Annotated in this window: 18 protein-coding genes; 7 read left to right on the top strand and 11 right to left on the bottom strand. The window is 68.6% G+C overall.

What is annotated here, in order from left to right; translation table 11 throughout:
* Window positions 1-5: 5 nt before the first annotated feature.
* Complete coding sequence (gene guaB, locus VET29_RS38380; protein WP_414636718.1) at window positions 6-1511, bottom strand: IMP dehydrogenase; 1506 nt, start codon at window positions 1509-1511, stop codon at window positions 6-8.
* Between the two features lie 82 nt (window positions 1512-1593).
* On the opposite strand from guaB, the gene VET29_RS38375 reads away from it, so the two are divergent.
* Complete coding sequence (locus VET29_RS38375; protein WP_414636717.1) at window positions 1594-1998, top strand: DUF5319 domain-containing protein; 405 nt, start codon at window positions 1594-1596, stop codon at window positions 1996-1998.
* Window positions 1999-2010: 12 nt separating this feature from the next.
* Here the strand turns inward: VET29_RS38375 and VET29_RS38370 are convergent, their stop codons facing one another.
* The 6 genes from VET29_RS38370 to VET29_RS38345 all read right to left on the bottom strand — a co-directional run bounded on the left by VET29_RS38370 (window position 2011) and on the right by VET29_RS38345 (window position 6122).
* The gene (locus VET29_RS38370) at window positions 2011-2190 is read right to left on the bottom strand and encodes a hypothetical protein (RefSeq protein ID WP_324930353.1); all 180 of its coding nucleotides are present in this window, start codon (window positions 2188-2190) and stop codon (window positions 2011-2013) included.
* A 20-nt stretch (window positions 2191-2210) separates the two neighbouring features.
* Window positions 2211-3113, bottom strand: coding sequence for a hypothetical protein (locus VET29_RS38365; protein WP_324930349.1), 903 nt, complete (start codon window positions 3111-3113; stop codon window positions 2211-2213).
* Window positions 3114-3686, bottom strand: coding sequence for a sigma-70 family RNA polymerase sigma factor (locus VET29_RS38360; RefSeq protein ID WP_324930346.1), 573 nt, complete (start codon window positions 3684-3686; stop codon window positions 3114-3116).
* Window positions 3687-3828: 142 nt separating this feature from the next.
* Window positions 3829-4404 (bottom strand): VirB8/TrbF family protein, encoded by a 576-nt coding sequence (locus VET29_RS38355; RefSeq protein ID WP_324930343.1) that lies wholly within the window; start codon window positions 4402-4404, stop codon window positions 3829-3831.
* Between the two features lie 208 nt (window positions 4405-4612).
* Window positions 4613-5209 (bottom strand): response regulator transcription factor, encoded by a 597-nt coding sequence (locus VET29_RS38350; RefSeq protein WP_324930340.1) that lies wholly within the window; start codon window positions 5207-5209, stop codon window positions 4613-4615.
* 121 nt (window positions 5210-5330) lie between these two features.
* Complete coding sequence (locus VET29_RS38345) at window positions 5331-6122, bottom strand: tetratricopeptide repeat protein (protein WP_324930337.1); 792 nt, start codon at window positions 6120-6122, stop codon at window positions 5331-5333.
* Between the two features lie 90 nt (window positions 6123-6212).
* Here VET29_RS38345 and VET29_RS38340 point away from each other — a divergent pair, with 90 nt between their 5' ends.
* Window positions 6213-6674, top strand: a complete 462-nt coding sequence (locus tag VET29_RS38340) for a hypothetical protein (RefSeq protein WP_324930333.1) — start codon at window positions 6213-6215, stop codon at window positions 6672-6674.
* Window positions 6675-7196: 522 nt separating this feature from the next.
* Here the strand turns inward: VET29_RS38340 and VET29_RS38335 are convergent.
* On the bottom strand, window positions 7197-8147 hold the full coding sequence (locus VET29_RS38335; protein WP_324930330.1) for a MerR family transcriptional regulator: 951 nt from the start codon (window positions 8145-8147) through the stop codon (window positions 7197-7199).
* Window positions 8148-8370: 223 nt separating this feature from the next.
* Between VET29_RS38335 and VET29_RS38330 the strand changes: the two genes are divergently transcribed.
* On the top strand, window positions 8371-8670 hold the full coding sequence (locus VET29_RS38330) for a WhiB family transcriptional regulator (protein ID WP_324930327.1): 300 nt from the start codon (window positions 8371-8373) through the stop codon (window positions 8668-8670).
* A gap of 69 nt (window positions 8671-8739) precedes the next feature.
* On the opposite strand, the gene groL is transcribed toward VET29_RS38330, so the two are convergent.
* From groL to VET29_RS38315, 3 genes are all read right to left on the bottom strand, one after another.
* Complete coding sequence (gene groL / locus VET29_RS38325; protein ID WP_324930324.1) at window positions 8740-10377, bottom strand: chaperonin GroEL; 1638 nt, start codon at window positions 10375-10377, stop codon at window positions 8740-8742.
* A gap of 80 nt (window positions 10378-10457) precedes the next feature.
* A complete protein-coding gene (groES, locus tag VET29_RS38320) occupies window positions 10458-10751 on the bottom strand; it encodes a co-chaperone GroES (protein WP_133907709.1) in 294 nt (97 codons plus the stop codon).
* A 160-nt stretch (window positions 10752-10911) separates the two neighbouring features.
* Entirely contained in the window at window positions 10912-11334 is a 423-nt protein-coding gene (locus VET29_RS38315; protein ID WP_324930320.1) for a toll/interleukin-1 receptor domain-containing protein, read from the bottom strand.
* Between the two features lie 450 nt (window positions 11335-11784).
* Here VET29_RS38315 and VET29_RS38310 point away from each other — a divergent pair, with 450 nt between their 5' ends.
* The 4 genes from VET29_RS38310 to VET29_RS38300 all read left to right on the top strand — a co-directional run bounded on the left by VET29_RS38310 (window position 11785) and on the right by VET29_RS38300 (window position 16922).
* Window positions 11785-12696 carry a helix-turn-helix transcriptional regulator gene (locus VET29_RS38310; RefSeq protein ID WP_324930317.1) on the top strand — a complete coding sequence of 304 codons (912 nt, stop codon included), beginning with the start codon at window positions 11785-11787 and terminating at the stop codon, window positions 12694-12696.
* Window positions 12697-12765: 69 nt separating this feature from the next.
* Window positions 12766-13242 (top strand): hypothetical protein, encoded by a 477-nt coding sequence (locus VET29_RS44245; protein WP_414636716.1) that lies wholly within the window; start codon window positions 12766-12768, stop codon window positions 13240-13242.
* Between the two features lie 121 nt (window positions 13243-13363).
* Window positions 13364-14914, top strand: coding sequence for an alkaline phosphatase D family protein (locus VET29_RS38305; protein WP_414636715.1), 1551 nt, complete (start codon window positions 13364-13366; stop codon window positions 14912-14914).
* Between the two features lie 94 nt (window positions 14915-15008).
* Entirely contained in the window at window positions 15009-16922 is a 1914-nt protein-coding gene (locus tag VET29_RS38300; protein WP_324930312.1) for a peptidoglycan recognition family protein, read from the top strand.
* Window positions 16923-16932 lie beyond the last annotated feature (10 nt).

The following is a 16932-nucleotide window of genomic DNA, read 5'->3' as shown; positions in this document are numbered from 1 at the left end:
TCTCCTTAGCGACTGGTGTAGTTGGGGGCCTCGACGGTCATCGTGATGTCGTGCGGGTGGCTCTCCTTGAGTCCCGCGCCGGTGATCCGGACCAGCTGGGCGTTCTGCAGCTCGGCGATCGTGCGTGAGCCGGTGTAGCCCATGCCGGAGCGCAGTCCGCCGACGAGCTGGTGCACGACCTGGGACAGCGGGCCGCGGAAGGGGATCCGGCCCTCGATGCCCTCCGGCACCAGCTTGTCCTCGCTCAGCACGTCGTCCTGGAAGTAGCGGTCCTTCGAGTACGACTTGGCCTCGCCGCGCGACTGCATGGCGGCGAGCGAGCCCATGCCCCGGTAGGTCTTGAACTGCTTGCCGTTGACCAGGATCACGTCACCGGGGGACTCGGCGGTGCCGGCGAGCAGGCTGCCGATCATGACCGCGGAGGCGCCGGACGCGATGGCCTTGGCGATGTCGCCGGAGTACTGGATGCCGCCGTCGCCGATGACCGGCACGCCGGCGGGCCGGCACGCCAGGTCCGCGTTGTAGATGGCGGTGATCTGCGGGACGCCGACGCCCGCGACGACCCGCGTGGTGCAGATCGAGCCGGGGCCGACGCCGACCTTCACGCCGTCCACCCCCGCGTCGACCAGTGCCTGCGCCCCGGCCTGGGTCGCGACGTTGCCGCCGACCACGTCGACCGTGTCGCCGAGCTCCTGCTTGAGCTTGTGGACCATCTCGATCACGCCGCGGGAGTGGCCGTGGGCGGTGTCGACCATGAGGACGTCCACGCCGGCCTCGGCCAGGGTCATGGCCCGCTTGTACGAGTCGTCGCCGACGCCGACCGCGGCGCCGCACACGAGCCGGCCGTCGGGGTCCTTGGTGGCGTTGGGGTACTGCTCGGTCTTGACGAAGTCCTTGACGGTGATCAGGCCGCGGAGCATGCCGGCGCCGTCGATGATCGGCAGCTTCTCGACCTTGTGCCGGCGCAGCAGCCCGAGCGCGGCGTCGGCGGAGACGCCGACCTGCGCGGTGACGAGCGGGCCCTTGGTCATGACCTCGCTGACCGGCTTCGTGTGGTCGACCTCGAACCGCATGTCGCGGTTGGTGATGATGCCGACGAGCGTGCCCTCGGCGTCGGTGACCGGGACGCCGGAGATGCGGTAGCGGGCGCAGAGTGCGTCGACCTCGGCCAGGGTCGTGGTGGGCAGGCAGGTGATCGGGTCGGTGACCATCCCGGCCTCGGAACGCTTGACCGTCTCGGCCTGCCGCGCGTGCTCCTCGATCGAGAGGTTGCGCTGCAGGATCCCGATCCCGCCCTGCCGGGCCATGGCGATGGCCATGCGTGCCTCGGTGACGGTGTCCATCGCGGCGGACACGAGTGGGATGCGCAATGAGACGTTGCGGGTCAGACGGGTACTGGTGTCCACCTCGCTGGGCACGACGTCGGACTCCGACGGCAGCAGCAGGACATCGTCGAAGGTGAGGCCGAGTGTGGCGAACTTTGCCGGAAGCGCCTCAGCGGTGGTCATCATGGCCCTTCTTTGTCACGGGGTTTCCGCAGTTGACCCATGGTATCTGGACCATACGACGGTCCCGGCGGGTACGGTGCGGGGCGTGAGGGACGACGCACTGCCACCTGACCCATTCGCGGGTGACCCCAACGACCCCGTCTGGGCGCTCGACGCCAACGACTCGGACGCCTCGGAACCGGTCTCGGCCCAGGAGCGGGACGAACTGCTCGCCGACCTGCGTGACCTGGCCGTTTACCAGGCGTTGCTGGAGCATCGGTCGGTGCGTGGGGTAGTGGTGGACTGCGCGGAGTGCCAGGAGCCGCACTACCACGACTGGGCGCTGCTGCGTGCCTCGCTGGAGCAGCTGCTGTCGGACGGCCGCATGCGCCCCCACGAGCCCGCGTACGACCCGAACCCGGCGGCGTACGTCAGCTGGGAGTACTGCCGCGGATACACCGACGGCATCACGGCGGCGGCCCGCAAGACCGCGGAGACGTCGAAGAAGTAGCCGTAGAAGCAGCTACTTGCGGTCGAGGGTTGGCGCGAACACATGCCAACCCTCGTCACTGGGACAGCGTGCGGCCGTGAGCCGGCCGAGCGACTCGTCGACGAGTGCCTGTGCGGCTTCCTTCGCCAGCAGCGCACGCCCCTCGCACTGCTGGCAGCGGGGTGCCTGGCTGTACACGTGGGCCGCCGTCATGATCGTTGAGATTACCGGGCTCAGCTGCCCGCGCCGACGAGTGCGTTGCCGGCCGGGTCGCTGGCGGTCTTGTTGCCCTCTTCGTTGGTGCCCGCGGGCTCGCCGCTGGTTCCCGTGCCGCCGTCGCTGCGGGACGTCTCGCTCGGCGGCGGGGTCGTCGTCGAGGTGCCGGGGTCGGGCGGGCTACTCGGGGCGGACGTGTCGGTCGCCGGGTTGGGGGCCGAGGTGTCCGTCGGGCTGTTGTCACTGGAGCCGGGGTCCGACCCGGGCTGCGTCGACGGCGTCGGCGTCGGCGGTGAGCCGGCCGAGTCGGACGGGTTGCCGGGCAGCTGCGCCATCAGCGAGTTGTGCTGGGCGAGGAGGTCCTTCTGGCCGTCGTCGGGGAGGACGGTCGGCAGGGTGGCGTGGGCGTCCTGGAGCTTGGACTTGGCCACCTCGATGTTGCCCTCGGTGAGCGCGGCCTTGGCCTCGCGCAGGTCGTCCTTGACCGCCTGGGCGGCCTCGACGGAGCGGGCGTGGTCGGCGTAGAGAACCTTGGTGAGGGCCCAGAGGGTGTCGCCGGGCCGGGCGTCCCGGGCGGCGAGGCCGACTCCGGCGAACGCGATGGCCAGCACGGCCGCTGCGGCGGCGACGGGCACGAGCAGCCGCGGGCGGTGCTTGCGCTGCACACGGGCCGCGTTGACGGTGACGGACGCGAGCTTGGTGTCGACGAGATCGTCGATGGGCTCGGCGTCGACGTCGCGCCGCCAGGACATCAGAAGCTGGGTGAGATGGTCGTCGTCGAACGACGCTCCGATGCGGTCGTCCTCGAGTCTGGCCCCGCTGAGCATGTCGAGGTATTCGTCGTCGGCATGCACGAGCGCGAGGTCGATGGCTTCGTCATCGAGGTCGGAGTACTCCGGCTTGTCTCTTCGATCACTCACTCAGACCACCTCCTCCGCTGACAGAGTCTTCCGCAACCGGGCCAGTGCCCGGTGTTGGGCCACCCGTACCGCGCCAGGAGTGGAGCCGATGGCCTCCGCGGTCTCCTCCGCGGACAGGCCGACCACCACCCGCAGCAGGACGATGTCACGCTGCTTGTCGGGCAGCACGTCGAGCAGGTCCTTCATCCGGCGACTCAGGTCCTGTTGCATGGCGCGCTGTTCCGGCCCGGCGTCGGTCTCGGGCTCGTCCGGCACGTCGGCGACGGGTTCGGACCGGTTACGCCCGGCGGCACGGTGGGCGTCGGCCACCTTGTGCGCGGCGATGCCGTACACGAAGGCCAGGAAGGGGCGCCCCTGGTCGCGGTAGCTGGGCAAGGCCGTTAGCACCGCGAGACACACCTCCTGTGCGACGTCGTCCGCCGAGGCGAAGGATCGCTCCTGCCTCCCTACCCGCGCGCGGCAGTACCGCACGACTAGGGGTCGGATAGACGCAAGCACCCGGTCGATGGCGCGCGGGTCACCGTCGACGGCAGCGCCTACAGAAGCGTCCAGTCCGTCCCCCAATGTGGTCATCGCAGCGAGCAGCCTCAACGTTACGTGCAGGTACGGTCAGTTGTAAGTGACACTCCGACGGGCACGGTGCGCTCCCTTACGGATGTGTAACCCACCGTACCGCGCAACACAAACGCACCTGTCTTGACCGGAACGTGACACGTCACAGTTCCCCCGCCTGGTCTAACCACCACACACCGTCCTCATTGATGAGGGTGAGTTCCATCCGGCTGCGCTCCGTTCGGGGCTCCGGCGTCCTCGTGTTGGTGACCGTCTGGTCAACGAACACGGCCACCACGGCCTTGCCGGCATCCGAACGGACCACTCCAGCCGAGCGAACTGTGGCCTTCGCCACAGCGCGGCTCTGCTGCAACGAGGGCCCGACCTCCTCGGCCAGTTGCCGCAACTGCCCGGCGAAGTGCGGCGTGGAGGCAGCCCTGACCCGGCGAAAGTTCCCCCCGAGGTCCCGGTAGTCATAGGAGGCAAGATCCTGCGCGAAAACGATGGCGGCCTGCCGAGCCTGCTCGGCCGCAACCGTTTGCGCCGACAGAGTGTCGACCTGTTCCTGCAGGTCAGAGATACGCACCCAAGCGGTAACCGCCCCGGAAAGGACAAACAAGACAACGACAAAGACGACGAGCGTAGAGGTCCGAGCCCAGAAGGGCCGAACCCCATACTCGCCGTCGAGGCCGTCAATCTCATCGAACTCGCCCGAGTCATCGACTTCATCGAGACCCACAAGATCGTCATCTGAAGACTCAGGGAAGGCGGAAGGCGAAGAACCGGACCTACCCGACCCAGCCCCGCCGCCAACTCCCTCCCCACGCACCCGGACCCCGCCGGACCCAGGCACGCCTACACCGCCGGACTCACCGGCCCCGACTGGACTGGCAGACCCATCCCTGTCGCCAGACCTGTCTGACTCGGCACCGTTCACACGGCAGAGCCTAGGAGACGAGCCCTCTCCGGAACCCGTGCGCCACGGCCTGAGCACGATCCCGAACGCCCAACTTCCGGAACAACCGGCGAGCGTGCGTCTTGACCGTGTCCTCCGACAGGTAGAGCTCGCGCCCGATCTGCCCGTTGCTCTTGCCCATCGCCATCCCGCGAAGCACCTGCAGTTCGCGGTCGGTGAGCTGGACACCGGGGTCGGACGGCTGGCGGGGCGCCGGCACCGAGGTCGAGGCCAGCGTGTGCGCGAGCGCGGCCACCAGCTCCGGGCGGGACGCGTCCCACCGGAGGTAGCCACGAGCACCGCCCGCGATGGCCGCCGCGATGCTGCTCGCGTCGTCCGGGGCGCCGAACACGATGACGTTGGCCGCCGGGTTCGCCGACACCAGGCGTCGAGTTGCCTCGACGCCCGTGGGAACCGCACGCTGTGTGCCGACCAGAACCACATCGACGGGAGCGCGGGAGAATCGGGCGAGCAGCTCGTCACCGTGCGCTACGCAGTCGATGCGACTGACACCTGGGACCGCGGACATGACCCGAGTCAGTCCTTCCCGCACGCCGCGGCGGTCGTCGCAAATCAAGACCGTCGTCACGGGGACTCCTTCCTGCAGCCGAGTGACGTACTACTCCCTATCGGACGCTTAGGGGCGAACCTTGACACGATCTGGTGGTAAATCTGCTGACCAGTTCGCCCAGATGTCCGAGTGACCGTCTTCACCCGGTTGGGCCAGTCACTGAGGGCACCCATGGGGAGCGTTCCGCAAGCTCGCGCCCGCGGGGGTCTGCTCTCCGTAACACACTGTGTAAGGCCATCGCGGCACACCGGCGATGTGTTAGTGCCTCGTCCGGGTCTAGTTGTGCAAGCAACATTGACGCCGGCCAGACCAGGGACGACAGGCACAGATCCGTAGCGTCGTCCCGCGCCCGAGTGACCAGCTTTAGGGCCATGGCCGGATCGGACTCGACCAGCGTCGCACCGAGCACGATCTCCGACTTGACGCGATGCCTGGTCGCCGAGCCGACCGACTCGAGTGCCCGTTCGGCGTAGGGCCGGGCCCGGTCGGCTCGACCGGCGCTCAGCTCGATCTCGGCCGAGACCCAGCCCGCGCGCACCCGCGCGCGCCAGGTGGTCTGGGGAGCCCGGTCACGCAGCCGCATGGCCTCCCCGAGACGGCCGGCCCCGATGGCGTCGGCGGCGAGGCCGAGGAGCGCGTCGGCCCGGGCGTCGTCACTGGTGGCGCGCACGAGTGCCCTGGCATCGAGCGGGCGGGCGGCCGCGTGGGCACCGAGCTGGCGGCGGTGGGAGGCGAGCGTGGCGGCCGCGAGCGCGCCGACATCGCCGGGGTCGGTCATCAGGTCGTCGAGGATGGTCGCCGCCCGCGCGTACCGCCCCTGCCCGCCGAGCACGACGGCGGCCAGCCACCTCGCGCGCGGCTCCCCGGGCACGGCGGTGACCGGAAGGTCGGGCCGCTGCCCGAAGGCGGCTTGTTCCAGTGTGGCGGTCACAGCACCCCCGATGCTGGTGGGGACGGCCTTCGGCCCCGGTTCCCAGCCTACCGGCGACCACCGACACTTTCGGCGTTACGGTTCCACGCCATGCGACCCCGACACATGTTCCCCACCGTGGCGCTCGCGGCCGTCCTGCCAGTCGTCGCCGGATGCACCTCCTCCGCGGCGACCACCCAGGAGCGCATCGTCTATCTGAGACAGGTCGCCGCGCAGGGCGCCGAGACCGGCGACCTGCTGCGCGACCAGGAGGCGCCGGACATCGACAAGGCACGGTGCGCCAGGGCGTTCGAGGGCCTGACCCGGCCCGAGGACTACCCCGCCGACCAGGACAACGGCAGCGCATCCAAGGAATGGGCGGCCCAGATCCGCGAGTTCTTCATCGACTCGTGCGTGTCCGGCAAACCCAAGTCCGCCCCCGGCGATACCGACACCACCACGACGTCCACAACCACCACGACCCCGGACACGACGACGGCCATCACCACGACGAACGCCCCGACCTCGGACACGGCAACGACAACGACAACCACGACCACCACCACGCCGTGACCCCGGCACACCCGGGCAGGCTTTGACTCCGGCCCACCCATGCAAGGCGTGACTCCCGCGCACCCCGGGCAAGGCGTGACACCCGCGCAAAGGCGGCAGTCCGGGCGAAGGCGGTCACCAGGCGAAGGCGGTCACCAGGCGAAGGCGTCCACCAGCACCTGGCCGACAACGCCGGTCCACCGCCCGGGATCACCGCGGAACGACCCACCGCCTCGGCCATCGCCGAGCCGCCCCACAGACCCCAAACAGCCGATGCGAAAGCAAACACGGCAGGCCACACGTATCAGTCGCCGACAGGGGGACCCCTGCTTTCAGCCTAGTGGCGGGGGCCGACAGTGCGGAAACGTCGGCGGAGCATCTGTGGACAACCCGTCGGGTTGTGGACAACTGGCCAGTAGTCGATCTTGAACGCGCCAAGGTGTCGGTGCCCTGCCGTAGCGTTGAACCGGGGGCCGGAGGCCAGGCCGCCCGTACTCAACGCGACACGCCCGCCGGCGCACAGCGCGACACGCCCGCCGGCGTTCAGCGCGGCGTGCCCACCAGGCCTTCTATCCGGTGCAGCGCGTCGGACAGGCCGTCCAGCAGGTCCACGCGGTCCGGCAGCTCGGTCGTGAACCAGCCCGGGCCGCACGCGAACAGGCGGACCCGTTGCCGCGTGCGGGGCACCTCCGCGAACACCTCCGCCCGAGCGTGCCGTGGCAGCTGCGCCCACACCGCCACCGCCGCCGGTCCCGTTCGCCGGACCGCGGCGGCCAGGGCGACCGTCGGCAGCGCGGCGCCGAGCATCTGCGTGCCGATGCCCTTCCTGGCCAGCGCCGCACGCAGTACGTACAGGGGCAGCGAGTGCTGCTCGTCGGGCGCACAGCACAACAGCACCGGACGCGGGTTCCTCGGCGCTGCCACCAGCGGCGTCGCACCGACCATCGCGGCCAGTGCGCACTCGTGCAGCATGTGCCCAACCTCGATGCACTCACCCGACTGCTCCCACCGGCTCGCGAGCGCGGCCAGCACGGGTCGCAGCACGTCGTCCCAGACGGTCGCCACGCCGAGGGTGTCAATACTGTCCGCGATCAGCTGCTGGGTGGCGACCGCGTCCATGGCCATCGCGGCGCGGGACACGCCGAGCACCGACGCCGACCGGGTGCTGAACTCACGCAGCAACGACGACGCGCCGTCACGCGGCACCACGATCTCCGGCGCGGGCGGCGACGACGAGCGCAGCGCGTAGTCCGCCGCCTCCGCGGGGGCCGCGCCGCGCAGCAGCGCCTGCTGCATCAGCTCGAGCCGTGCGATGTCGGCCTGCGTGTACCGGCGGTGCCGGCCGGTCGTGTGGGCACGCGGGCCGATCCCGTAGCGGCGGTCCCACGTTCGCAGCGTCGCCGGCGCCACCCCCAGCCTGCGGGCAACCGCAGCGACGGGGAGGGTCTCCTCCTCGGTCACGCTCCCGTCCACCAACCGGACGTGATCGCCCACGGGCGTCTCCTTCGTCACCACCCTCCCATCGTCGGGTGATCTCGGGGGTCCGGCAACTGGATCGCCGAACACGCAGCGTGGAGGCTTTTCACCGATCGGTTGAATCCCCTGACCAATAAGTCGATCACTATTGAACAAGCTTTGGCGCGGTTCTAGCGTTGACCCCGCTGCACCGAATGGAGTAGCCGGCCCGTGCGAATGGCCGGCGAGGGAGGCGGTCACCATGGCAGACACTCGAAGGCTCCCCGGGCCCAACGCGGACGTGTGGGACTGGCAGCTCGACGGGTCCTGCCGCGGCATGGACAGTGCGTTCTTCTTCCACCCGGACGGTGAACGCGGCCCGGCGAGGACCCGGCGTGAGGCCAGAGCCAAGGCGATCTGCCAGGCATGTCCCGTGCTGGAGATGTGCCGGCAGCACGCGCTCGCGGTGCACGAGCCGTACGGGATCTGGGGTGGCCTCTCCGAGGGAGAGCGGGAGGCCATCATCAAGGTCGAGAAGCGCACGCTGGCCGTGGCCAGGTAGCTGTACACGAACGCCGCGTCCGGCTCAACCGGACGCGGCGTTCGCGTTCTCTGGATCAGAGTTTCTGGCTCAGAACCCGGGTCCATGGCCGTGGCCATGCCCGTGGCCGTGACCAGCGCCCTCCGGCTCCTCTTCCTTCTTCTCCACGACCGAGGCCTCGGTTGTGAGCACCATGCGGGCAATGGACGCCGCGTTGGTGACCGCCGAACGAGTGACCTTGACCGGGTCGACCACACCGTCGGCGAGCAGGTCGCCGTAGGTCAGCTTCGCCGCGTTGAGGCCGTGGCCCCACTCCATCTCGCGAACCTTCGACACGACGACCGGGCCCTCGAGACCGGCGTTGAACGCGATCCACGACGTCGGCGCGGCAAGCGCCTCGCGCACCAGCCGGATACCGGTGGCCACGTCACCGGACTCGGCGTCGGCCAGCGCGGTCAGCTCGTTGGCCACGTGCACCAGCGACGAGCCGCCGCCGGGCACGATGCCCTCCTCGACCGCGGCCTTGGTCGCGGCGACGGCATCCTCGATGCGGTGCTTGCGCTCGGACAGCTCGGTCTCGGTGGCGGCGCCGACCTTGATGACCGCGACGCCGCCGGCCAGCTTGGCCAGCCGCTCCTGCAGCTTCTCGCGGTCCCAGTCGGAGTCGGTCGCCTCGATCTCGCGGCGGATCTGGTCCACGCGAGCCGACCGGGCCTCCTTGGTGCCACCGCCCTCGACCAGGGTGGTCTCGTCCTTGGTGACGACCACACGCCGGGCGGTGCCCAGCACGTCGAGGTCGACCTCGGAGAGCTTCATGCCGACGTCGGAGGAGATGACTGTGGCGCCGGTGACGGTCGCCAGGTCCTCCAGGAACGCCTTGCGGCGGTCACCGAAGTACGGGGCCTTGACGGCGACCGCGCGGATCGTCTTGCGCATCGCGTTGACGACGAGGGTGGACAGCGCCTCACCGTCGACGTCCTCGGCGATGATCACCACTGGCTTGCTGGCCTGGGCGATCTTCTCGAGGATCGGCAGCAGGTCGTTGAGGGAGGAGATCTTCTCCCGGTACAGGAGGATGTAGGTGTCCTCCAGGACCGCCTGCTGGGCCTCCGGGTCGGTCACGAAGTACGCCGAGACGAAGCCCTTGTCGAACTGGACGCCCTCGGTGATGACGAGCTCGGTGGCCATCGTGGAGGACTCCTCCACGGTGATCACGCCGTCCTCGCCGACCTTCTCGATGGCCTCGCCGAGCAGCGCGCCGATCGAGGCGTCACGCGAGGCGACGGTGCCGACCTGGGCGATGTTGTCCCGGCCCTTGACCGGCGTGGCCTTGGCCTTCAGCGCTTCGACGACCGCGTCGGCACCGAGCTGGATGCCCTGGCCGAGCGCCATCGGGTTGGCACCCGCGGCGACGTTGCGCATGCCGACCTTCACCATCGCCTGAGCCAGGACGGTGGCGGTCGTCGTGCCGTCACCGGCGATGTCGTTGGTCTTGGTGGCGACGTTCTTCGCGAACTGGGCCCCGAGGTTCTCGAACGGGTCGTCCAGCTCGATCTCCCGAGCGATGGTCACACCGTCGTTGGTGACGGTCGGGCCGCCGAACTTCTTGGCGAGCACGACGTGCCGGCCGCGCGGGCCAAGGGAGACCTTGACCGCGTCGGCGAGCTTGTTCACCCCACGCTCGAGCGCCCGACGAGCGTCCTCGTCGTAGCTGATCTGCTTGGGCATGTTCTACCTTTCTTGCACAGCCGCCCCGGCCGCCCCGTTTGTTGGGGTGCCGGGGCGCTGTGGGTTTTGCTGAGGACGCGTCAGTTGACGACAGCCAGCACGTCACGGGCGGAGAGGATCAAGTAGTCCTCGCCGTTGTACTTGACCTCGGTGCCGCCGTACTTGGAGTAGATGACGACGTCACCCACGCTCACGTCCAGCGGAACGCGGTTGCCGTTGTCGTCGACGCGGCCCGGCCCAACGGCCAGAACCTTACCCTCCTGCGGCTTCTCCTTGGCGGTGTCCGGGATAACGAGACCCGAGGCAGTCGTCGCCTCGGCCTCGCTCGCCTGGACGACGATCTTGTCCTCAAGCGGCTTGATGTTCACGCTCACCGCGATGACCTCCACGGGTCGACTCGATTGCGTTGGCAGTTACCTGTGTTGCTTGCGGCTCCTGCCACCCCGCCGTCGCGGGTGCCGGGGCGGTGTCGGCGCCGTACGGTTGGCACTCTACCCACGGGACTGCTAACGGTGCAACGAGGGTGGCCAATGGCTATACGACCCCTGGCTCGGTGACCGTTCGGCCACCCCTCAGTCGCAGCGGAACCTGTGCCGCACGAATCTCCTCGGCCGCCTTTCGCACCCCGATGGCCACCTGCAGCCACGCGTCGTCCGTCTCCCGCCAGGCGCTGATCGGCCGCAGGTCGGTCGGGAGACCCTGGAACCTGCCGATGGGGAGGTTGGCGAGGTCCACGGACTTGACGAGCACCGGGAGGATGCGAAGCCCTTCCTCGGCATGGCGCCGCATCGCTTCCGGCAACTCTCGCTCGAAGCAGTGCTCGGAGGCCACGAAGTTCGGCGTGACGAGCAGGATCACGATGTCGGCGGTGGCCAGCTCGCGCTGGATGTCCCGTTCCCAGTCCGCTCCCGCGGCTATCGTCCGGTCGCTCCAGACGTCGACCAGGCCGGACCGCACGAGCGGCGTGCACGTTCAACCGCTTCCGGTAGCGCTCGTCGACCCGCGCACAGGAGACGAACACCCGGCAGCGCCGTCCCGCGCCATTCGCGGAGTCGCCGTCAATTCCCGAACCATATCTTTTCCCATTGCCGCCAATTGACTGCATCGCTCCACCCTCCCGACCGCGTTCCCGGAGCGTTGTCATGTATCTGTCCTTAATTTTCCGGCCAATTGCCTCCCGAGCGCTCATCTCCGCCAAATATATGGAGATCACGACCTCAACCGCCGGCAGACAGACCATCGGAACCTCACTCCGGGAAGGTTCAACTTCGCTGTACAGACCATATTAAGGGAGATAGCATCGAAGTCCAGCGACTCCGTCTGACTCCACTTAACCGACGTTGAGCCTGACTTAATCCGAAAGAAGTGGACCCAGGCGGAAACCGCCGCACGATCGGAGTGGTTCAAGTGATCAAGAAGGAAGTCAAGCTGGAGACAATGCTCGACAGCCTGATCGAACGCGGCGGATATAGTCGAAATCGTCAGCCCATTCTCGATTCCATCAACGTAACGGCGGCCGCGCTGTCCCAGTACGTCCGAGGCCGCACCCGCCCAAGCTTCGACAAGCTCGTGGCGCTGGCGGACTTCTTCGGCGTCAGTCTCGACTACCTCGCCTACGGCGAGCCCACGAGCACCGCGATCGACCACGACCCCGTCGCCAGGTACGTCGAGCAGGCTCTCATGAACGTGCGCGGCCGCACCGAGCGGCATTCCGATCTCGTCGCGCGCATCGGCAGGCTTCTCATGGAACGCATCGACGACGTGGCGGACGAGGTACTCGAGTCGCGGTCGGCGGGCGTCGAAGGACTGATCGAGGCCGAGGAGATCCTCCGCGTGGAGCGCCACTGCCTCCAAGCCGACATAATGACTACCGATCTCGAGCCCAACATCAACCTCGAAGGCGACCAGGCGATACCGGGGCAGTTCTTCCCAGTGGTGATCGACAATCTCATGCGGGGAGTCACATATCGATTCCTCCTGACGGGGACGCTCACCACCCGGTCACCTGCCGTGACGCGACTTCGCGAACTGATCTCAGATGCGGTCGGGGGTGACCGCCTGCACGAATACTGCTCCTTCCGGACGTCTTCGTGGCCGGTGGCCGGCGCGGCCGTTCTGTATCGTTTGGACAGATCCACCTTCGCGAACAAAGAGCCAGCTATTTTCACCCAGGTCCGGAACCACCTCCACGAGGACACCTGGTTGGGCTACCTGAATCATCCAAGTAAAGAGTCCAACGCGGACATGCTCATGGATCCGATTAATGTGGACCGAACACTGAGGGCATTCGATACTCTGTGGAATGTCGCAACCAAGTAGCGGTCCATTCGATGACGACGGTACCCACAGACTTCGTGACCCGAGTATGATTTTCGGCAACCTCGGCCGGTGATCATAAGCCTTGCCCTAGCCGTCGTGGGCGAGGTCCGTCGTGTTCGACCTCATCCACAGGGGGACTTCATCTGGTTGGCCGAGGTGTGCCTGGGGAACTGTGCCGACCAGCTTCAGATCGTCTTCGGTGGCGACAGGCAGCTGTCCGGCGATGAACTGGTCCCCGTCGCCCCCTCCCGGCTCTCTCGCCCGCGACGAGTCACAACGCTGGCGAAGATGCGAGCACGCAACTATCGCGGCCAGCGTTCCCAGGGGATGTTGTGCAGTCTCGAGGGACTTGGCTGGCTTCGTCACGGTCCGAACGAGGTCGCGGTTCTCTGCAAGCTGGAGCCCGGTTATCGCCTTGATGACCTCGATGCGGTGCGGCGGGCCCGAAGTCGTGCCGGACTGGGAGGACGCCGTGACAGCGGCCAAGCTGAGCCAGGAGCGGGCTCCGGTCGACGTCGAAGGCCGCGAGGCGTCGAAGGCGGATAGTCACCCGGTGTGATCACGGTTGGTTGTTCATTTTCCTGTCGGCATGGGTTCATCAGGTACTGGTGGTAGTTGGCGTCGCTGGACTGTGTGGTTTGAGGGTCACCCGATCAGGGAGGTTCTCTTGCCGTCGTCCGTCTCTCGTCGCTCTGTGCTGCTTGGTGGGGCCACCTCGCTCGCGGTGGGTGGGGTGGCCGCTTCATCGCTTCCCGCTTGGGCCGCCGGCTCCGGGGGCGGCCACCCGCCTCTTTCCAGCAATCCCTTCACGCTCGGGGTTGCTTCTGGGGATCCCTGGAGTGACTCCGTTGTGTTGTGGACTCGGTTGGCACTCGACCCGTTGGCTGACACTGGACTGGGTGGGATGCCTGACCGGCGCTTCCCCGTGCAGTGGCAGGTCGCCAAGGACGAGGGCTTTCGGCGGCTCGTGCGGACGGGCACGACGACCGCGGAACCCGCCGCCGCGCACTCCGTGCACGTCGAGGTCGGGGGGTTGCGGCCGGGGCACGAGTACTACTACCGGTTCCGGGTCCACGGCCACGTGTCGCCCACCGGGCGCACCCTGACCACGCCCGCCCGGGGCACCTCCCAGGACCTCACCATCTGCTTCGCCTCCTGTGCCCACTTCGGCGAGGGGTACTTCACCGCCTACCGCCGCATGGCCGAGGATCGGCCCGACCTCATGCTGCACCTCGGGGACTACCAGTACGAGTACGCCGCCAAGGCCTCGGACGTCCGTGTCGTCGCGGGGCCCGAGACGCGCACGCTCGCCAACTACCGCCAGCGGCACGCCCAGTACAAGTCCGACCCGGACCTCCAGCTCGCCCACGCCACCTCGCCCTGGGCGGTCGTCTGGGACGATCATGAGACAGAGAACAACTGGGCCGACGAGGTCCCCGAAGCCCCCGACCCCGGCTTCCTCGACCGCCGGGCCGCTGCCTTCCGGGCCTACTACGAGAACATGCCGCTCCGGCGATCCGCCCGGCCCCGCGGGATCGACATGCGGCTCTACCGCCGCTTCCGTTGGGGTGACCTCGCCACCTTCCACATGCTCGACACCCGTCAGTACCGCGACGACCAGGCCTGCGGCGACGGCACCCGGATCGACTGCGCCGAGCGGCTCGACCCTGCCCGCACCATCATGGGCGCCGAACAGGAACGCTGGCTCGTGGACGGGTTCAGGCGCTCGCACTCACGATGGGACGTCCTCGGCCAGCAGGTCTTCTTCGCCCAGCGGGACCTCACGGCCGGGCCGCAGCAGGGGTTTTCCATGGACGCCTGGGACGGGTACCGCGCCAACCGCGACCGGATCGCGGCCGCGCTCAAGCAGACCCGCAACGGGGTCGTGCTCACCGGGGACGTCCACCGGCACTGGGCCGCCGAGATCAAGGAGAACGCCGACCAGCCCGACTCGCGCAGCGTCGGTGTCGAGCTCGTGGCCACGTCCGTCACCAGTACGGGCGACGGGGACGAAAGCACCAACTCCGGCCAGCTCGCCGAGAACCCGCACCTCAGGTTCTTCAAGAACCGCAGGGGCTACGTCCGGTCCCGCTTCACCGCCGACGACCTCACCACGGACTTCCGGATCCTTCCTTATGTCCGAACCCCGGACGCGCCGGTGTCCACCGCCGCCTCGTTCGTCACCGAAGACCGGGTTGCGGCACTGCATCCGGCCTAGGGCAATTTGTCACCAACTAGTCCATTTGGTTGGCATTGACTCACATGGCGAGCGGCCCCAGACTGCTTGAGTCGCCCTGCCCTGGAGGCCACACATGCCCAGATCCCGACCCATGCTGCTCGCCACCGTCGTCGCCACCGCCGCGGCCGCGTTCTCGCCGGCGGTGGCGAACGCCGCACCCCCCACCCGCCAGGACGCCTTCGCCGCGGCAGCGGCCGAGTTCGGGGTGCCCGACAGCGTCCTGCTCGGCGTGTCCTACCTGGAGTCCCAGTGGAACACCAACGCCGGCACCCCCAGCACCAGCGCCGGCTTCGGGCCCATGCACCTCACCGATGTCGTGGCCGCCAACGCCGGCGCGGGCACCCACCACGACGAGGGCACCGAGGACCCGCGCGGTGACGACGCCCGGCCTGCCCGCCTGCCCAGCGCCACCGTGAACGACGACCTCTCCGCCCCCGCGCTGCACACCGTCGACACCGCCGCGCGGCTGACCGGCGTCGACACCGCCACCCTGCGGCAGGACCCGGTCCAGAACATCCGCGGCGGCGCCGCCCTCCTCGCCGACTACCAGCACGACCTTGGCGTCGCCAGCGACAAGCCCGCCGACTGGTACGGCGCCGTCGCCAGGTACAGCGGGGCCACCGACACGGGGTCGGCCAGCGCCTTCGCCGACGAGGTGTTCTCGACGATCAACTCCGGCGCCCAGCGGGTCACCGACGACGGGCAGCAGGTCAGGCTGGCGCCCACCCACGTCGCGCCGAACGCCGCGCAGCTCACCCGGTTGGGGCTGCGGGTTACTCGAACGGGTGAAGCCGAGTGTCCGGCCGGCCTCGGCTGCGAGTGGCTTCCCGCGCCCTACGAGCAGTACGGTCCCGGCTCCGGCGACTACGGCAACCACGACCTCGGCAACCGCCCGGCCGCACAGAAGATCGACTACATCGTCATCCACGACACCGAGGGCAGCTACGCGACCACGCTGAACCTCATCCAGGACCCGACGTACGTGAGCTGGAACTACACGCTCCGCTCCAGCGACGGCCACGTCGCCCAGCACGTCAAGGCCAAGGACGTCGCCTGGCACGCCGGCAACTGGTACATCAACGCCAAGGCCATCGGCCTCGAGCACGAGGGCTTCGCGGCGAAGGGCACCTGGTTCACCGAGGCGATGTACCGCTCGTCCGCCAAGCTCGTCGGTTACCTGGCCGCCAAGTACCGGATCCCGCTGGACCGCCAGCACATCCTCGGCCACGACAACGTGCCGGGCACCACCCCGGCCACCGTCGCCGGGATGCACTGGGACCCGGGCCCCTACTGGGACTGGGCGCACTACTTCGACCTGCTGCACGCGCCGTTCCGGTCGACCGGCACCTCGCTGACCGGGCTCGTGACCGTCCGGCCGAACTACGCCAAGAACACGCTCCCGTTCACCGGATGTGACGTGGCCGGCCAGCCGTGCCCCGTGCGTGGGTCCACCTCGGTGGTGCTGCGGACCGAGCCGCGTGACGACGCTCCCCAACTCGTCGACATCGGGCTGCACTCGAACGGCGTCCCCGGCACGATGCACATCTCCGACCACTCCTCGCGTGCCGAGACCGGTCAGACCTTCGCGATCGCCGAGAAACGCGGCGGTTGGGTGGCCGTGTGGTACCTGGGCCAGAAGGGCTGGTTCCACACGTCCGACGCGATCTGGTCGGCCGGTTTCGTGATCACGCCGAAGAAGGGCCGGGCCAGCATCCCCGTCTACGGCCGGGCGTACCCGGAGGTGTCGGCGTACCCCGCCGACATCCCCGCGCAGGCGGTGGTCCCGCTGCAGTACTCGCTGCTGGCCGGCCAGAAGTACGCCGTCGGCCTGATCACGCCGTCCGAGTACTACCGCGCGGTGACCTTCGACCAGAACGACCACCACGTGGTGGTGCGTGGGCAGACGAAGTACCTGCAGATCCAGTTCGGCCACCGCATCGCGTTCGTCAACCTCGACGACGTGGACGTGCGGCCGTCGTTCCTCTGAGGACAGCGCG

The organism is Actinophytocola sp., assembly GCF_035634895.1.
Lineage (GTDB): Bacteria > Actinomycetota > Actinomycetes > Mycobacteriales > Pseudonocardiaceae > Actinophytocola.
Note: the sequence above shows the minus strand (reverse complement) of the source record. Positions and strands in the feature narration are given on the sequence as shown.

Coding starts and splice junctions, on each gene's coding strand:
- VET29_RS38340 (WP_324930333.1), top strand. CDS start 6,213: ATGCGACCCCGACACATGTTCCCCACCGTGGCGCTCGCGGCCGTCCTG.
- VET29_RS38330 (WP_324930327.1), top strand. CDS start 8,371: ATGGCAGACACTCGAAGGCTCCCCGGGCCCAACGCGGACGTGTGGGAC.
- groL (WP_324930324.1), bottom strand. CDS start 10,377: ATGCCCAAGCAGATCAGCTACGACGAGGACGCTCGTCGGGCGCTCGAG.
- VET29_RS38370 (WP_324930353.1), bottom strand. CDS start 2,190: ATGACGGCGGCCCACGTGTACAGCCAGGCACCCCGCTGCCAGCAGTGC.
- VET29_RS38360 (WP_324930346.1), bottom strand. CDS start 3,686: ATGACCACATTGGGGGACGGACTGGACGCTTCTGTAGGCGCTGCCGTC.
- guaB (WP_414636718.1), bottom strand. CDS start 1,511: ATGATGACCACCGCTGAGGCGCTTCCGGCAAAGTTCGCCACACTCGGC.
- VET29_RS38300 (WP_324930312.1), top strand. CDS start 15,009: ATGCCCAGATCCCGACCCATGCTGCTCGCCACCGTCGTCGCCACCGCC.